Below are 15043 nucleotides of genomic sequence, written 5' to 3'. Positions count from 1 at the left end.
TTTTAGGGAAAAAATGTTTCTAAAATTTAAAAACGGTGCTTAAACCATGTGTACAAGTTTTGACCATGCTTGGCGCACCGAGCTTTCAATGCCTTCTGCATCTAGTCCTGCCTGATGTAACATTTGCGCATGTGTGGCTTGATGCATGAATATATCCGCTAAACCGAGATTTAACATCGGTTTCATGATTTGAGCCTGTGCCAAATATTCATTGACTGCACTACCCGCACCCGCCATCACAGCATGTTCTTCAACCGTAACAAATAAAGCCGTTGATGGTGCTAAAGTCGCTATCATCTTTTCATCAAGCGGTTTAACAAAGCGCATATTCACCACACGAACCGCCAAATCTTGTTCAGCTAATTTCTGTGCTGCCTCTACTGCGGCCTGAACACGACTACCAAAAGCGAGAATGCTAATAACGTCGTCTTGGGCATCATTAAAGCTCGCTACAATTTCAGCCTGACCAATTTCCATCGGGGTCATCTGTTGTTGAATTTCAACACCGAGACCATTGCCACGCGGGTAACGCACTGCAGCAGGACCATTATATAAATAAGCAGTATGCAACATTTGACGACATTCATTTTCGTCTTTAGGCGCCATAATCACCAAATTCGGTACGGTGCGCATAAAGGCATAGTCATAGGCCCCAGCATGAGTCGGGCCATCTTCACCCACTAAGCCTGCACGGTCGATACCAAAGGTAACATCTAGATTTTGCAGGGCCACATCATGAATCAATTGATCATAGCCGCGTTGCAAGAAGGTAGAGTAAATGGCCACCACAGGTTTTAAGCCTTCACATGCCATACCCGCCGCCAAAGTTACAGCATGCTGTTCTGCAATCGCGACATCAAAAAAGCGCTGTGGATACTGTTTAGCAAAACCTACCATACCTGAGCCTTCGCACATGGCAGGGGTAATCGCCAGTAAGCGCTCATCTTGCGCGGCTTCATCACATAACCATTGACCAAAGACATCTGAATATTTGGGCGCCGTTTGCGGAGCAGACTTTGCATTTATTTTTGTAATCGCGTGATATTTAATTTGGTCAGCTTCAGCAGGTGCAAAGCCTTTGCCTTTTTTGGTATAAACATGAATTAAACGTGGCCCTTTACGTTTTTTCAATGCGGTAAAGACTTGTGTCAACTGCTCAACATCGTGCCCATCAAAAGGCCCAAAGTAATCAAAACCAATCGCTTTAAAGACGTTATCGGCCGCATCTGTCGCTGCGCTATGTAAGCGTGAGTTATAGGTCCATTCAGGATGTGGCTGCACATAAGCTTCACCATCTGCTGAAATATTAATGGACTGACCACTTTCCCAAATCGAAGCCAAATGTTTAGCAAAACCACCTGTGCTGCATGAAATCGACATATCATTGTCATTCAACACCACCATCAGGTCCGCATCATGCGCGACTGCATCGTTCATAGCTTCAAAGGCCATACCCGCTGTCATCGCCCCATCGCCAATGATCGCGACCACTTCACATGGATTGTTTTGATAACGACGTGCCAGCGCCATACCAAGGCCTGCTGAAATCGCAGTCGAAGAATGTCCGACTCCAAAGGTATCAAATACCGATTCATCACGCGCAGGAAAGGCAGCTAAACCATCTTTGGCACGAATAGTCGTGAGCTGTTCACGGCGGCCCGTTAATGCTTTATGCGGATAAGCTTGATGACCGACATCCCAAATTAAGCGGTCATTCGGCGTGTTGAAGCAATAATGTAATGCCACGGTGAGCTCGACTACACCGAGGTTTGCACCAAAGTGCCCCCCACTTTGTCCTGCGGCATACAGAATAAATTGACGTAGCTCGTCTGCCACTTGTGCTAATTGACTTTGCTCAAGCGAGCGAAGTTGTTGAGGATGATCAATCGTATCCAACAACGGTGTTACAGGGCGATGAGCTGGTATTTCTGTATACAACATAATATGGCAAAGCCTTCTAAAGCCTGGCAAATCTAGCTAGGTCAAATGGGTAATTCGATCATATCGTCGAATGCTATCACCTTCAATCAGCCATATTTCTAGCGATGCAGTTTTGAGCAGTGCTCTCACTGGGTGTTCGTTTAGTGCAGGTGATTATCCTGAATAATCTTACTATTTATCAACTATTATCGTTCGCTTTATACAAAAAAGAAAATCTTCTGCATAAATTCGTGGATGCAATTCTACCAATGTCGATGCATTACGCTATACTTTAGCCAATTTCTGAACTATTTACAGGTTTAGCTGTGCCTATTGAATTTGTTGCCACATCCCGTTTACCGACTGCTTTTGGTGAGTTTAACATCACCGTATTTCAAGATCCTAAGACCGGTGAAGAACATGTTGCACTCTCAAAAGGTTTGGATCAGCCGATCATTGAACCCGTTTTAGTCCGTGTTCATTCCGAATGTCTCACGGGCGATGCCTTTGCGTCCTTGAAATGTGACTGTGGCCCACAATTGCAAGCCACGCAAAAACTGATTAATGAAGCTGGGCAAGGCGTGATTCTGTATTTGCGCCAAGAAGGTCGTGGCATTGGGCTTACCAATAAAATTCGTGCTTATGCGCTACAAGATCAAGGGCATGACACGGTCGATGCCAACCTGATGCTCAACCTACCTGCCGATGCACGTCGTTATGACATGGTCAGCATTATGTTGGAGCATTTAAATATTCAACAAGTCCGTTTGATTACCAACAATCCATTGAAGATTGCAGCACTGCAAGAGCAAGGGATCAATGTGGTGGATCGTGTACCATTGACGGTCGGTTTAAATCCTTTCAATGAAGAATATTTAAAAACCAAACATGAACGCATGGCACACTTGTACAAGAAAGATGATTTTTAAAATTTAATCATTTGCTCTAAGCCTACTTGAAAAAGCCGGTTTAGAGCGCTTCAATCAGATTAGATGGTCATGGAGAAAATACGACTCTCAGGTCGACGGCGTTTTAAATGCAAATCGAACGCCATACAAATGTTGCGTACAAAGGCTTTGCCCTGCTCAGTTACTCGTAAGCTCTGTGGCTTAATCTCTAATAAACCATCGTCCCGCATTTCTTCCAGTTGTCTCAAGACCTCAGCCAATTCCGGAAATTGCATATCTGATTCTGCCCACGACGTTTGAAAGCTACACATTAAATTTAAAATGTGACGACGAATCATCAGATCTTCAGCACTCAAAATATGCCCGCGATAGACAGGAAGTTCATTGTTTTCCAGTCGCGCATAATAATCTTCGAGTTTTTTTTCATTTTGCGCAAAGCTATACCAACTGTCGCTGATCGATGAAATCCCTAAACCAATCATCACTTGAGTTTTCGATGCGGTGTAACCCATAAAATTGCGATGCAGAATGCCTGCCTGAAATGATTGATACATGGCATCACTTTCTAAAGCAAAATGATCCATACCAATTTCATGATAACCTTGTGCAAGCAGCTTCTTTTTTCCTTCCTCATAGCACTGCCGTTTTATTTCATCTTTCGGCACATCATGATCTTTAAAACCACGTTGCCCATTGCCTTTGATCCATGGCACATGCGCATAACTATAAAATGCCAAACGGTCTGGACGTAAACGATTGGTTTGATCAATGGTGTTGAGCACATCATCTAGGTTTTGAAAAGGCAGACCAAAGACCAAATCATGTGAAATTGAGCTATAGCCTATTTCACGTGCCCACTGCGTCACTTGCTCGACATGTTCAAAAGGCTGTATCCGATGAATGGCTTTTTGTACGCTTTCATTATAATCCTGTACCCCATAACTAACACGGCGAAAGCCCAAGTCATACAGGGCTTGCAAATGCTCCCGCGTAGTATTGTTCGGATGCCCTTCAAAGCTAAACTCATACTGCTCGGCAATCTCTGCTTGCGCAAGGATGCCTTCAATTAACTGAGTTAAATGCGCTGGAGAAAAGAAAGTTGGCGTTCCGCCACCCAAATGAATTTCTTTAATGCGCGGCTTTTCTTCAAGCCATTCACAATAAAGAGACCATTCCTTTAAAACAGCCTGAATATAAGGCTGCTCCATCTCATGCTTTTTGGTCACCCGTTTGTGGCAGCCACAAAACGTACAGAGACTTTCGCAAAAAGGCAGATGAATATACAGACTTATACCTTCCGTTGAATTCGATTCAGCAAACGATGTTTTCAGCGTCTGTTTCCATTGATTTAAGGAAAACTGCGCCTCTTCCCAATACGGCACCGTTGGATAACTGGTATAACGTGGACCAGGAACATTGTATTTTTGAATCAATGAATCGCTCATATTTACCATCAGCTCTTCCGTATTCAGAAGATGCAGCCTATTCTGCATCGCCAAACTCGGGTCTGTACTGTGGTTATTCTGCTGAGCTTAGAATCAGAATTCAACCTAGCAAATTGGTCAGGTTATTTTGCACATAGCAGCATTTTCATTTTTAACTTGCTTCACAACAGTGAATGCTGCGGTAGGACTCTTCGGAAAATATTCTTAATCTTTTTGCTGTTTTATGTTTTGATGTAATCAGTTTTCATCTTTTCCCATGAGGCTTTTCATGCAGCACCCAACGTCTGCGGATATCCAACGCGTTCGCGAATTTCTCCTCGACTTACAGGCTCGTATTTGTGCCGCACTTGAACAACAAGAACGTGCTGGTGGCGGGACTGCGCAGTTTGAAATAGATGATTGGGAGCGTCATGAAGGCGGTGGGGGTCGTTCACGCGTACTGCAAAATGGTACGGTGATTGAAAAAGGTGGAGTGATGTTCTCACACATCAACATTTCTAAACTCCCCGCTTCAGCGACTGAGCGCCATCCGCAAATTGCAGGTGCCAAAGCACAGGCCATGGGTGTTTCTTTAGTGATTCATCCAAAAAATCCAAATATCCCGACTTCACATGCCAATGTGCGCTTATTCGTGGCTGAAAAAGAAGGCCAAGATCCAATTTGGTGGTTTGGAGGGGGCTTCGATCTCACTCCATTTTACCCAAATGATGAAGATGTGCTGTCATGGCATCAGACAGCGCATGACTTATGTGCGCCCTTTGGCGCTGAAGTCTATGCCGAACATAAACAATGGTGTGATGACTACTTCTATTTAAAACACCGTGACGAACAACGTGGTGTCGGTGGATTGTTCTTTGATGATCTCAATCAATGGGACTTTGAAACCTGTTTCCAATATATCCAAGCCGTGGGCAATGGCTACCTCAACGCCATTCTCCCAATCTTCCAGCGTAACCAAGACAAGCCTTATAGCGAGGCACAGCGCGACTTTCAAATCTATCGTCGTGGTCGTTATGTCGAATATAACTTAGTTTATGACCGCGGCACGCTCTTTGGTTTACAAACAGGTGGCCGGATTGAATCGATTTTAGTGAGCTTGCCGAATTTGGCGGGTTGGTCATATCGACCTGAATGGGAGGCCGATTCTGCTGAGAAAAAATTGACCGACTTTTACCTGAAACCCCAAGATTGGCTCAAGCTACTCAAATAGACACACAGGCTTACAATTCTATATCCCCCACGCATGCCCTTTTCACCAGATTAGGGCAGCTTATATATTAAATTTTATATATTTCCCGATCAATTCCTCGTAGAATGACCACTACACAAAGCGTCATTTCTTTGCATTTATTAAAGCATTGTCACAGGTTTAAAACAGCAATTGGGTTCTTTTAAGTTCGCAAAAACCGTAAGCTAAATTAAGTCATTTTCAATGTATTCACTTTAATGACATCAACCTTTAGTATCCTCCTTTGCTGTTCTCTGAGGTCCCAAACATGTTCGCAAAAAGAGTTAGCTCAACCACCATGGTTCTTTTCTGCTTTGCTATTGTATTGCTAAGCTCGATCAGTACCACTATTTTTTCTGAAAGTGCGTTTAATGACAATGCATCCATCAGCATCACCGTATTTGCAGGTATCGGCTTAACCCTGACCGCAGCAAAATTATTGTTTGATGCGATTCACAGCATCTGTAATCCATAAGCCGCCTTTCTTTTCTCTGTTGATAAAAAACCACTGAACGCTTTAGCCTGCGTGTAATTTGCCGTATATTGAACAGCATTTCTCACATGGATTTGGTGCGATGAGCAAACAATTCGCTGTCATTGGCAACCCAATTGAGCAGTCTCGCTCACCTGAACTTCACCATGCGTTTGCACAAAAAATGGGGCTCGACCTCAACTATAGTAAACGTCTTGCGCCACTCGATGGCTTCCTCGCCAACATCCAAGAATTTTTCTCCCACGGTGGCATAGGTCTAAACGTCACAGTTCCATTTAAAGAACAAGCCTTTGCAGCCTGCACAGTCCTCACTGAACGCGCTAAAATCGCAAAAGCAGTCAATACGCTGTGGATGGTCGATGGTCAATTACATGGTGATAACACCGATGGACAAGGATTAGTCGATGCCATTCGTGCGTTGGACTGGAGCTTAGAGCAAACTGATGTACTGATCATCGGTGCAGGTGGTGCAACTCGCGGCGTCATTTATCCACTGGTCCAAGCAGGGGTGAAAAAAATTGTGATTGCCAATCGTACCCTTGCCCGTGCTGAGCAACTGGTTGCTGACTTAAAAACAGCTGTACCGCAAGCCACATTGCAAGCCATCAGCTTAGAGGCACTCGAAGGTCAGTTTGACTTGGTGATTAATGCAACCTCTGCCAGCCTAAGCGGCGATGCCCTCGTTCTGCCAGAAACCCTGCAATTTCAACATGCGTATGAAATGGCCTATGGCAAACCCTCAACCTTTTTAGATCAAGCCAAAGCTCGCGGCGTCCCCACCTCTGAAGGCTACGGCATGCTCGTGGGTCAGGCGATTGAATCTTTTTCAATTTGGAATAGCGTCAAACCCAATCTGAAAGATTTTTTATAAGCACAAATAAAAAAGAACCTCCGCAGAGGTTCTTTTTTCAGATTAGTTCATGTGTTTCTGTACGGCTTTATAGGTCTCGTAATAGGTCGAATCGCTAAAGAAGTCATCATGTTCAAGCTTCAAACCTTGCAACGATTTTTCTGTCAATTGACCTTTTAGGTCATCTGCAAATGCTTTAGCAAAGACTTGTGCAGACTGAGTCAAATATGCAGTTTGCTCTTGGCCAATCTCATAGGTATCGGTAAATTTGTCTTGATAGACCTGAGCAAAGACCGCTTGCTTGGTTTTGTATTTCTTCGCCAAATCCTTCCAATGCTGATTTTCTTGTACATCTTCCAGTGCATCATTAACAATATTGGCGATACTTTCTCCCAGCTCATCAAAGTCTTGTTCGTGCTGTAAAGCATGTTTTTGACGTAGCTGAGTCAGACGCTTAAGTGCTGCACCCTTCGGCTCTGCAACATCCATGAACTCATAGGCATACACTTCTGAAATTTCATTGATGGTCGCTGAGCTATAGTAACGAATATACTCTGGACGTTGTGCGGCAAACATCAAAGCAAATACCGCTTGATACGCTTTAACTTCAGAATGATGACGTGCATAGCTTTGCTGCGCTGCCTGCTGGTAATAATCTGAAATAGCCTTAGGTAATTCTGTTGTGCTTGATGATGCGCTCTCTGTACTTGATGAGTCTGCACCTAACGGACCCAGCATGCCTTTCACTACATTTTCCAGTAATGAACCTTTAGACACTTCCTCAATCGATTTGGCATTTCTTAAAGCTTGACGGTCAATGGCTGTCGCACTGCCATAATTAAACACCTGATTGGTGCTCTTAATTTGTAGCTTACCAATTTGCTCATCGCTAATCACAATGTTGTAATCCATGTTTTGCGCACGACCTTTTTGGTCGAGTCCAACATCCATCACAAACGGTGAACGCTCGCTACCCAGCTGTGCCATGATCGGTGTAATTTCAGCCTGATGTTTTTGCCAAAGTTGTTTAAAGCCTTGTGCGTCTACCAGTTGTTCTGTTTGATACGCGCTAAAGAGTGGTTTCAACTCTTCCAAAACATTGGTCGCTGCTTGTCCAAAGCTCTCTTCATCTACAGATTGATTGGTTACTTTAGGTGCAAGTACATCAATATCTTGATAATCACGGCATGCGGTCACTTTACCAATAGGAATGTTCTTGCTGTTGATGAGCGCATCGCAAGCTTCTTCAGATAGTGTATTTGGTGCTACAGAAGCAGACACTTCAGTTGCTGTCTCATCCGCATCTTCTGTCGCGGCCTGCGCATAAGCCACATCTGCTGCTGCATCAACCGTAGCATCGGCAGCGGCATCTACAACAATCTCTTGTTCATCACTCTGCCCATAACCACTCAGGTTCTGCATTTTTTGGTTTACCAAATGACTGACACGTTCGAGTGAATCATAGGCCGGGTCTTCACTTGCGCTACTTGCAGCAATCTCTGCTTCTTTCGCCGCCTGCATTGCTTCATCCGCTGCGCTTGGTGTTTTTGCAGCATCTTCAATCAGACGCTCAGCATCAAAAGCTTGTATCTGTTGGGTATAGTGCAGTTTATTGACGTATTCAAACAAACCCAATTGTACTTGTGCTGTTTCTAAGTCACCCATATAGCGAATTTTTTTGCTTAGCCCAGCTTCTTTTTCTGACTTGCTTAAATCAACACTATGCACCTGATTTGGCTCTGCCAAAGCATATGGCAGTGCATTCATTTGCTTTAAGTATTCAGCAAACTTTTTAAAATCAATATGACCGAATGCGTCTTTATGCTTAGAAAAGTCAATGTATGTAAAACGATCCTGACTTTCACGATTCACCATGAACGGCATAAAGGCAAAGTAGTTGGTGTAAAATTTATAATCATTAAAATCAACCACCATCGGCAACTGTGCTTGCACTTGTAGGGTTGGTTTTTGATAACTTAACTGTAAAGTCAATGCTGCCAATTTTTGACGGAAATGCACAGAACCTTGATAACTAAACTGTAAGTCATTGAGTAAATTTACCAAAGACTCTGCGATTTGAACCTTAGCAGAACGTGATTCTCCACTGCCATACAACGATGCATACGGATTTTGTTCACGCGCAAGTGCATCATATAAGGCTTGTTTTTCTTTGGTGGTAAAGGAAATCTTTTGATTTTTTAATAGTTGATCTAATTGTTTTTTCAACTCTGGATCTAAGTTCGTCCCATTTGACTGAGTATTCGACTTAGAATTTGGCTGAGTCTTTGGCTTGGACTCATTAAAATTAAAGTCAGATTGAATAGAGAACTGACCTTTAAAATCATAGCTAGCATTTTCAAACATGGCATTAAGACCATGCGTGGCTTGTTGCCCGAGCTGCTGATCTGAAGAGGCATTGGATTTAATGACATGCTGAGTACACCCACTGATACTAAAACCCAATAAACAAAGTGTTATATATTTTAAGCGCATAATACTTGCTGAAAACCTGAGTTAATTATAGTTTATTAAAAAAGTACATGATCAAAAGACCACCGAGTCAGTGTAACAGAACTGTCTTTTTAGATTGATGATTTTATCTACCAATTCGCCTTTCTGACATTTTCTCAAGTCGGATCTATCAATGTATTTTGATACGATGTGTGAATAATGAAATGATCGATTTAAATAATCCAATACTATTTCTAAATTAGGATTACACACATGCCTGCATATAAAGCTCCCTTACATGATATTCGCTTCTTAATGAATGAAGTGCTGGACTATCCTGCACATTATCAAACCCTATCGAATAGTGAAGCTGCCGACGCTGATACGGTAGATATGATCTTAGAAGGCGCAGCAGATTTTTGTGAAAATATTTTATCTCCTTTAAACCAATCGGGCGATGAAGAAGGTTGTACCTTCGACAATGGTGAAGTGAAAACACCAAAAGGCTTCAAAGACGCTTATGACCAGTTTGTCCAAGGTGGCTGGCAAGGTTTGTCTTTCCCTGAAGAATTTGGCGGTCAGAACCTGCCTCAATCTTTAAATCTGATTAAATCGGAAATGATGGGCACCGCAAACTGGTCTTTCCAAATGTACCCAGGTTTAAGCATCGGCTGTATGAATACCATTTTACAGTTTGGTACAGACGAACAGAAAAATCTGTATATGCCGAACTTAGTGGCAGGTACATGGTCTGGTACCATGTGTTTAACTGAACCTCAGTGTGGCACCGACTTAGGCCAAGTAAAGACCAAAGCAGAATTAAATGCCGATGGCACTTATAACATCTCAGGCACCAAAATCTTCATCTCTGCAGGTGAGCAAGATTTAACTGAAAACATCATTCACATCGTACTTGCTCGACTTCCAGATGCACCTGCAGGCACCAAAGGAATTTCACTGTTCATTGTGCCTAAATTCTTGGTCAATGCAGACAGTAGCCTTGGTGAACGTAACCCTGTGACCTGTGGTTCAATTGAACATAAGATGGGGATTCGCGCTTCTGCAACCGCAGTGCTGAACTTTGACAATGCTGTCGGTTACTTAATTGGTGAGCCAAACAAAGGCTTACATGCCATGTTTACCTTTATGAACACCGCACGTATCGGTACGGCAATTCAAGGTATTGCACATGCTGAGCTTTCTTTCCAAGGTGCACTTCCATATGCCAAAGAACGTATGTCGATGCGTGCACTTTCTGGCAAGAAAGACCCTGAAAAAGTCGCTGATGCCATTATTCACCATGCTGACGTTCGCCGTATGTTACTGACACAAAAAGCGATTGCTGAAGGCGGTCGTTCAATGATTTATTATGCAGCACAAATTGCAGACAAAATGGCCGATGCACTTGAGCGTGGCGATACTGCTGCATTTGAAGCACATGATGATCACTTAGGATTCTATACCCCAATTTTAAAAGGCTTCTTAACTGAATTGGGCTTGGAAGCTGCAAACCACGGTATGCAAGTTTATGGCGGTCATGGCTACATTAAAGAATGGGGTATGGAGCAAATTGCACGTGACGCACGTATTGCGACACTATATGAAGGCACAACAGGTGTTCAAGCACTGGACTTAATTGGTCGTAAAGTACTTCTGACCTCTAAAGGTAAAGTGATTCGCGACTACACCACTGAAATTTTAAAATTTTGTGGTCAACAGGCACGCAACAAATACATGCGTCGTTTTGCATGGGACTTAACCAAAGTATGCGCACAGTGGAATGCCTTAACTGTTCGCATTATGCTGGCAGCTCGTAAAGACCGTGACGTGGTATCTTCAGCTTCTGTCGATTTCTTGATGTTCTCTGGCTATGTGATGATGGCGTATTTCTGGGCACAACAAGCGGCTGTAGCTTCAGAAAAATTGGCTTCTGGTGATGGCAAAGAATCTGCTGAATTCTATAAAGCAAAAATTAAAGTTGCAGACTTCTATTTCGAACGTTTATTACCACGTACCCAAGGACATGCTGAAGCAATGGTCAATCCTTCAAAAACCATGACTTCGTTAGCACCTGAACACTTTAGCTTTGACTACTAACTAACAGTATTAGACCCATAAAAAGAGCGCCTAGGCGCTCTTTTTATTTCCTGTCTGACCTTAAAATTCGGTGGTGTTTTAAAAAGTATGCTGACATTAAATGAAGCCATTATTGATGTAAAAGAAGGTTAAGTCGAAGGCTTTAAAATGGTTTTCAAGCTTTTTGGAGAAATTGCAACTTCTTCTAAAACCACGCCTTATTCGATGCCTTATTTTGCAATTATTACCTTCAATTCCTACAGTAAAAAACTTACCAATACTTTGCTTGCAGTTTTTAAAAGCAGTGATGAAACTGTCCCAATGATCACTTGCAATTCGGGTGTAGTGAATACCTAATTGTTTAAGCTTTGTCTTCAACCTTTGGACTGTAGCTAAATCTCTCTTAACCCAAACATAAGCAACAATCTCACCTGTTTCTCGATGGTAGGCGTAAATAAGCCATTGTTTATTATTTTTATTTCCAACAAAAGTCCAGAATTCATCTACTTCGAGAGATTCATAATGACTTTGTTTAGGCTGAATTTGATAGGCCGATTCAGTTAAAGTCCGTAAGACTTTACCGATACTAATGCGCTCAACTTCAGCGATATCTCGTATACCGCTGCCTCTGACCATTAACTGTAATATTTTACGAGTAATGCCAGAATTACATCCTAGATAGCTCAGAGCATGGTCACCAATAAACTGACGTTTGCAGTCTTTGCATTGGTAGTTTTGTTTCCCATCTACTTTGATGCCATTTTTCTTTATAATGTAACTGAGGCAGGTTGGACATTTGATTTCTAGAGTTATTTGCATTTCTCTATTTTATCAAAATTCAACCTGCTTTTTTTTAGCATACTTTTTGATACACCACCTAAAATTCAACTCCCCCTGTAATTTCTCATTCGCTCCAATTTTCTGGCCTCATCCTTAACCTGAGTTCGATGAGTAAGCGTGGCCTTGCGGAATATATTCCTCATTTGATAATGCACCGATCGAAGGCTTCTGGGGCATACTCAAAAATGAATGAGTTCATCATCATGGTTATAAAACGAGGGAACAAACTAAAGCAGAGATTACAAAATATATAGAGTTATTTAGGACTTACGCAGTATTATTTATAGATTCTCTGTGGTAGCAGATGATTTTTATCGAGAATAAAGTCATCAATGAAGTTTTTGATCATTGGTCTAAATAACTTCTTCTGCCAACGATATACATTTTCAAAGATCCGCTCAAACTGGTTCTTTTGTATCTCAACGTAGGCCATCAAGGCTGAAAAAATATGATTCGAAATCAGTTTAGATCGTCTTACTTGAAACTTTTCAATATGACAAACCTGTTTAATCACTCGGTGATATTGTTCTATTTTCCAATGACTTGAATGTAATTCATGAAAACCATCAAAGGACAATAAATCATCTTCATCTTGATGCACAATATAAAACCTCTGCTGTTCTTTTAACTGAGTCTTAAATAATTGTACAAAGCCAAAATCTTTGAGCCAGACCACTTGACCCTGATGGAAATTCGGCAATAAACGCAGTTGAAACCATTGTCCTTTTTCTGGGGAAACCTTACGGTTACAGTCGATACCAAACATAAATCGAATACCATATTTTCTTATGGTTTTTAGATTTGCAGTCGATGAATACCAACTATCACCTGTAATAAATTGAATCTTTGCACCCCAACTAAGTACTTCACTTAACATATCCATAAAGTAATCATTCTTGGTTTTACTTTCAGATTTGTCATAAATTCGGAAATTAATTGGAATATTTTGACCATTTTGATCTGTCGCATACAAGGTAATGAGATGAATACCCTTGACGGATCGGTGGTGTTTGCCTGACCAAAAATAGCTAACCAAGTCCATATGCTGACTATACGGTTTATCTAAAACAGTATCATCAATACTGACTATACGGTTTATCTAAAACAGTATCATCAATACTGACTATAAGTTTATTGTTATCAATATGTTGAATTGCTTCTTGATATAGGTCGTGAGGTGTGTAGTCTTCACGCTCTAGAAAGCGATTTACACTATCATGCGAGATGTTATAAGTCTCGGCAAGTTGTGTGCAGCTAATAGAGTTCGGTTCTGTCATGAGAAAGCCCATATAAATGGGTAGTGTACAAGTTGCTGTAGAAGCATTTTTAATTCGTCTGATCACAGATACTTTATAAAGTATTTTAATACTTTTTTGAATCCGTCAATGCGTAAGTCCTATTATTTTATAATCAGCGAAGAATTCAAAAACGTTTGGATTTTAAGACACCAAATCAAATGGCAGAGGACTTTTGCAAGTTGGCTGCCTAAAATCTCCCAAGTGAAATTCTCCTGCTAATTCAGCAAACATCACCCACTGGTGATGTTGAAATATATCGGCTTTGATGATGGTTATACTAATTGGAGTTCTTGGCTTGATCGAATGCCATTTAAGTAATCATGCAAGTTAAAAAATTGGCTTGAGATCTTCACTCAAACCCTGATAGTAATTCATACAATCATGGCTTTTTGACATCCTCCCCGACCTAAAGGACGGATATTCCTACTGCTAGGCGCTTATGTCCAAGCGCGAGTATGTTCTTGGCAGCATTGCAATCACGATCATTGACAGCACCGCATTCACATTCCCATACTCTTATTCGCAAATCTATCCTACCTTTCGGACTGCTTGCGGTGATCTCACCGCAGCTCGAACAGATTTGGGTCGTGAATCTCTCACTCACTTCTTCAAACAATACTTTTGCGCTCTCACATTTATACCGAAGCATTGTTTTGAATGCACTAAACCCTGAATCTAAAACAGATTTTGCCATTTTAGTTTTGACCAGTTTAGCTGCACTCAGATTTCCAACTACAATCATTGCATGGCGTTTTACAAGCTTAGAACTCTCTTTATGCAAATGATCTTTGCGACAGTTCTTGATCTTGGTGTGTAATGCACGTACACGTTTTTTATCCTTTGCTCTTTGAGCAATACCTAGTTTCTGTTCATATTTACGATAGTGCTTTGGATTTGTCACCACATAACCATCTGAACAGGTGGCTAGGTCTTTTAAGCCTAAATCAATACCAATCGCAGTTGTACCTTTGGACTGGACAGACTTGGTATGATCTTCAACTGTCAGGCAGACATACCAATGCCCACGACTATCTTCAACAAATGAACCCGATTTAACCTTGTATGAGCCAATGCCATAGCTATCCCATAGTTTGAATTGATGCTTGCCATACTGGATATAGCCATCTGTATATTTCACAGCAACTTTTTTGAATGGTATCCATCCAAGTGATTTTTTGGCTGATTTCCTGTTGCTGACCCGCCATTTCAATTTTGATTTTTTAAACTGCTTTCTTCGTATGACTAATTCTTCGGTCACAGCCTGAATCGTTTGGCTGTGTAAATTACATTCCTTGGATGTGCCTTTTGTGTACTTGGCAATGTCGTAAGCACTAAGAAATTCACCTTTCCCTTTTAGGTGTCTAAAACTTAAATCATTGACATAATTCCAGACAAAGTTCACCTCAGATGCTAACTGTTCGAGCACCTTGCTATGTTTGTCTTTTATGCGTAATTTAAGTGTTTTCATACGATTACTTTATCAATTTAATCAAAGAATAGAATGACAAAAAGTAAATAATTTAATTAAAACGAC

10 protein-coding genes and 2 pseudogenes are annotated in these 15043 nt (G+C 41.6%); 6 read left to right on the top strand and 6 right to left on the bottom strand.

Going from position 1 to position 15043, the window contains the following annotated elements; all coding sequences use genetic code 11:
• Nucleotides 1-39: 39 nt before the first annotated feature.
• Nucleotides 40-1941, bottom strand: coding sequence for a 1-deoxy-D-xylulose-5-phosphate synthase (gene dxs / locus AC4MC0_RS01745; protein WP_335998431.1), 1902 nt, complete (start codon nucleotides 1939-1941; stop codon nucleotides 40-42).
• 305 nt (nucleotides 1942-2246) lie between these two features.
• Between dxs and ribA the strand changes: the two genes are divergently transcribed.
• Entirely contained in the window at nucleotides 2247-2849 is a 603-nt protein-coding gene (gene ribA / locus AC4MC0_RS01740; RefSeq protein WP_335998432.1) for a GTP cyclohydrolase II, read from the top strand.
• A 59-nt stretch (nucleotides 2850-2908) separates the two neighbouring features.
• Here ribA and hemN read toward each other — a convergent pair whose 3' ends face one another.
• Nucleotides 2909-4273 (bottom strand): oxygen-independent coproporphyrinogen III oxidase, encoded by a 1365-nt coding sequence (hemN, locus tag AC4MC0_RS01735; RefSeq protein WP_418655261.1) that lies wholly within the window; start codon nucleotides 4271-4273, stop codon nucleotides 2909-2911.
• 268 nt (nucleotides 4274-4541) lie between these two features.
• Here hemN and hemF point away from each other — a divergent pair, with 268 nt between their 5' ends.
• The 3 genes from hemF (at nucleotide 4542) to aroE (ending at nucleotide 6865) form a co-directional block, all read left to right on the top strand.
• Complete coding sequence (gene hemF / locus AC4MC0_RS01730) at nucleotides 4542-5483, top strand: oxygen-dependent coproporphyrinogen oxidase (RefSeq protein WP_335998434.1); 942 nt, start codon at nucleotides 4542-4544, stop codon at nucleotides 5481-5483.
• Nucleotides 5484-5769: 286 nt separating this feature from the next.
• Nucleotides 5770-5976, top strand: a complete 207-nt coding sequence (locus AC4MC0_RS01725) for a hypothetical protein (protein ID WP_010327619.1) — start codon at nucleotides 5770-5772, stop codon at nucleotides 5974-5976.
• 100 nt (nucleotides 5977-6076) lie between these two features.
• Nucleotides 6077-6865 carry a shikimate dehydrogenase gene (aroE, locus tag AC4MC0_RS01720; protein ID WP_335998435.1) on the top strand — a complete coding sequence of 263 codons (789 nt, stop codon included), beginning with the start codon at nucleotides 6077-6079 and terminating at the stop codon, nucleotides 6863-6865.
• 42 nt (nucleotides 6866-6907) lie between these two features.
• Here the strand turns inward: aroE and AC4MC0_RS01715 are convergent, their stop codons facing one another.
• Nucleotides 6908-9337, bottom strand: a complete 2430-nt coding sequence (locus tag AC4MC0_RS01715; protein WP_335998436.1) for a hypothetical protein — start codon at nucleotides 9335-9337, stop codon at nucleotides 6908-6910.
• Between the two features lie 231 nt (nucleotides 9338-9568).
• Here AC4MC0_RS01715 and AC4MC0_RS01710 point away from each other — a divergent pair, with 231 nt between their 5' ends.
• Nucleotides 9569-11392, top strand: coding sequence for an acyl-CoA dehydrogenase C-terminal domain-containing protein (locus tag AC4MC0_RS01710; protein WP_335998437.1), 1824 nt, complete (start codon nucleotides 9569-9571; stop codon nucleotides 11390-11392).
• A gap of 96 nt (nucleotides 11393-11488) precedes the next feature.
• On the opposite strand, the gene AC4MC0_RS01705 is transcribed toward AC4MC0_RS01710, so the two are convergent.
• A complete protein-coding gene (locus AC4MC0_RS01705; protein ID WP_335998438.1) occupies nucleotides 11489-12190 on the bottom strand; it encodes an IS1 family transposase in 702 nt (233 codons plus the stop codon).
• Nucleotides 12191-12353: 163 nt separating this feature from the next.
• Between AC4MC0_RS01705 and AC4MC0_RS01700 the strand changes: the two are divergent.
• Nucleotides 12354-12473: pseudogene (locus AC4MC0_RS01700) on the top strand (IS3 family transposase); the annotation flags it as partial.
• Nucleotides 12474-12488: 15 nt separating this feature from the next.
• Here AC4MC0_RS01700 and AC4MC0_RS01695 read toward each other — a convergent pair.
• Nucleotides 12489-13554: pseudogene (locus AC4MC0_RS01695) on the bottom strand (IS701 family transposase).
• A gap of 361 nt (nucleotides 13555-13915) precedes the next feature.
• Nucleotides 13916-14977 (bottom strand): RNA-guided endonuclease InsQ/TnpB family protein, encoded by a 1062-nt coding sequence (locus AC4MC0_RS01690; RefSeq protein WP_335998439.1) that lies wholly within the window; start codon nucleotides 14975-14977, stop codon nucleotides 13916-13918.
• Nucleotides 14978-15043 lie beyond the last annotated feature (66 nt).

The sequence above is a fragment of the Acinetobacter sp. CAU_H_S139_7 genome (genome assembly GCF_058599305.1).
Note: the sequence above shows the minus strand (reverse complement) of the source record. Positions and strands in the feature narration are given on the sequence as shown.

What these genes read in the sequence shown, in the direction of transcription:
- hemN (WP_418655261.1), bottom strand. Translation starts at nt 4,273, where the DNA reads ATGAGCGATTCATTGATTCAAAAATACAATGTTCCTGGTCCACGTTAT.
- AC4MC0_RS01690 (WP_335998439.1), bottom strand. Translation starts at nt 14,977, where the DNA reads ATGAAAACACTTAAATTACGCATAAAAGACAAACATAGCAAGGTGCTC.
- AC4MC0_RS01710 (WP_335998437.1), top strand. Translation starts at nt 9,569, where the DNA reads ATGCCTGCATATAAAGCTCCCTTACATGATATTCGCTTCTTAATGAAT.
- hemF (WP_335998434.1), top strand. Translation starts at nt 4,542, where the DNA reads ATGCAGCACCCAACGTCTGCGGATATCCAACGCGTTCGCGAATTTCTC.
- dxs (WP_335998431.1), bottom strand. Translation starts at nt 1,941, where the DNA reads ATGTTGTATACAGAAATACCAGCTCATCGCCCTGTAACACCGTTGTTG.
- AC4MC0_RS01705 (WP_335998438.1), bottom strand. Translation starts at nt 12,190, where the DNA reads ATGCAAATAACTCTAGAAATCAAATGTCCAACCTGCCTCAGTTACATT.
- AC4MC0_RS01725 (WP_010327619.1), top strand. Translation starts at nt 5,770, where the DNA reads ATGTTCGCAAAAAGAGTTAGCTCAACCACCATGGTTCTTTTCTGCTTT.
- AC4MC0_RS01715 (WP_335998436.1), bottom strand. Translation starts at nt 9,337, where the DNA reads ATGCGCTTAAAATATATAACACTTTGTTTATTGGGTTTTAGTATCAGT.
- aroE (WP_335998435.1), top strand. Translation starts at nt 6,077, where the DNA reads ATGAGCAAACAATTCGCTGTCATTGGCAACCCAATTGAGCAGTCTCGC.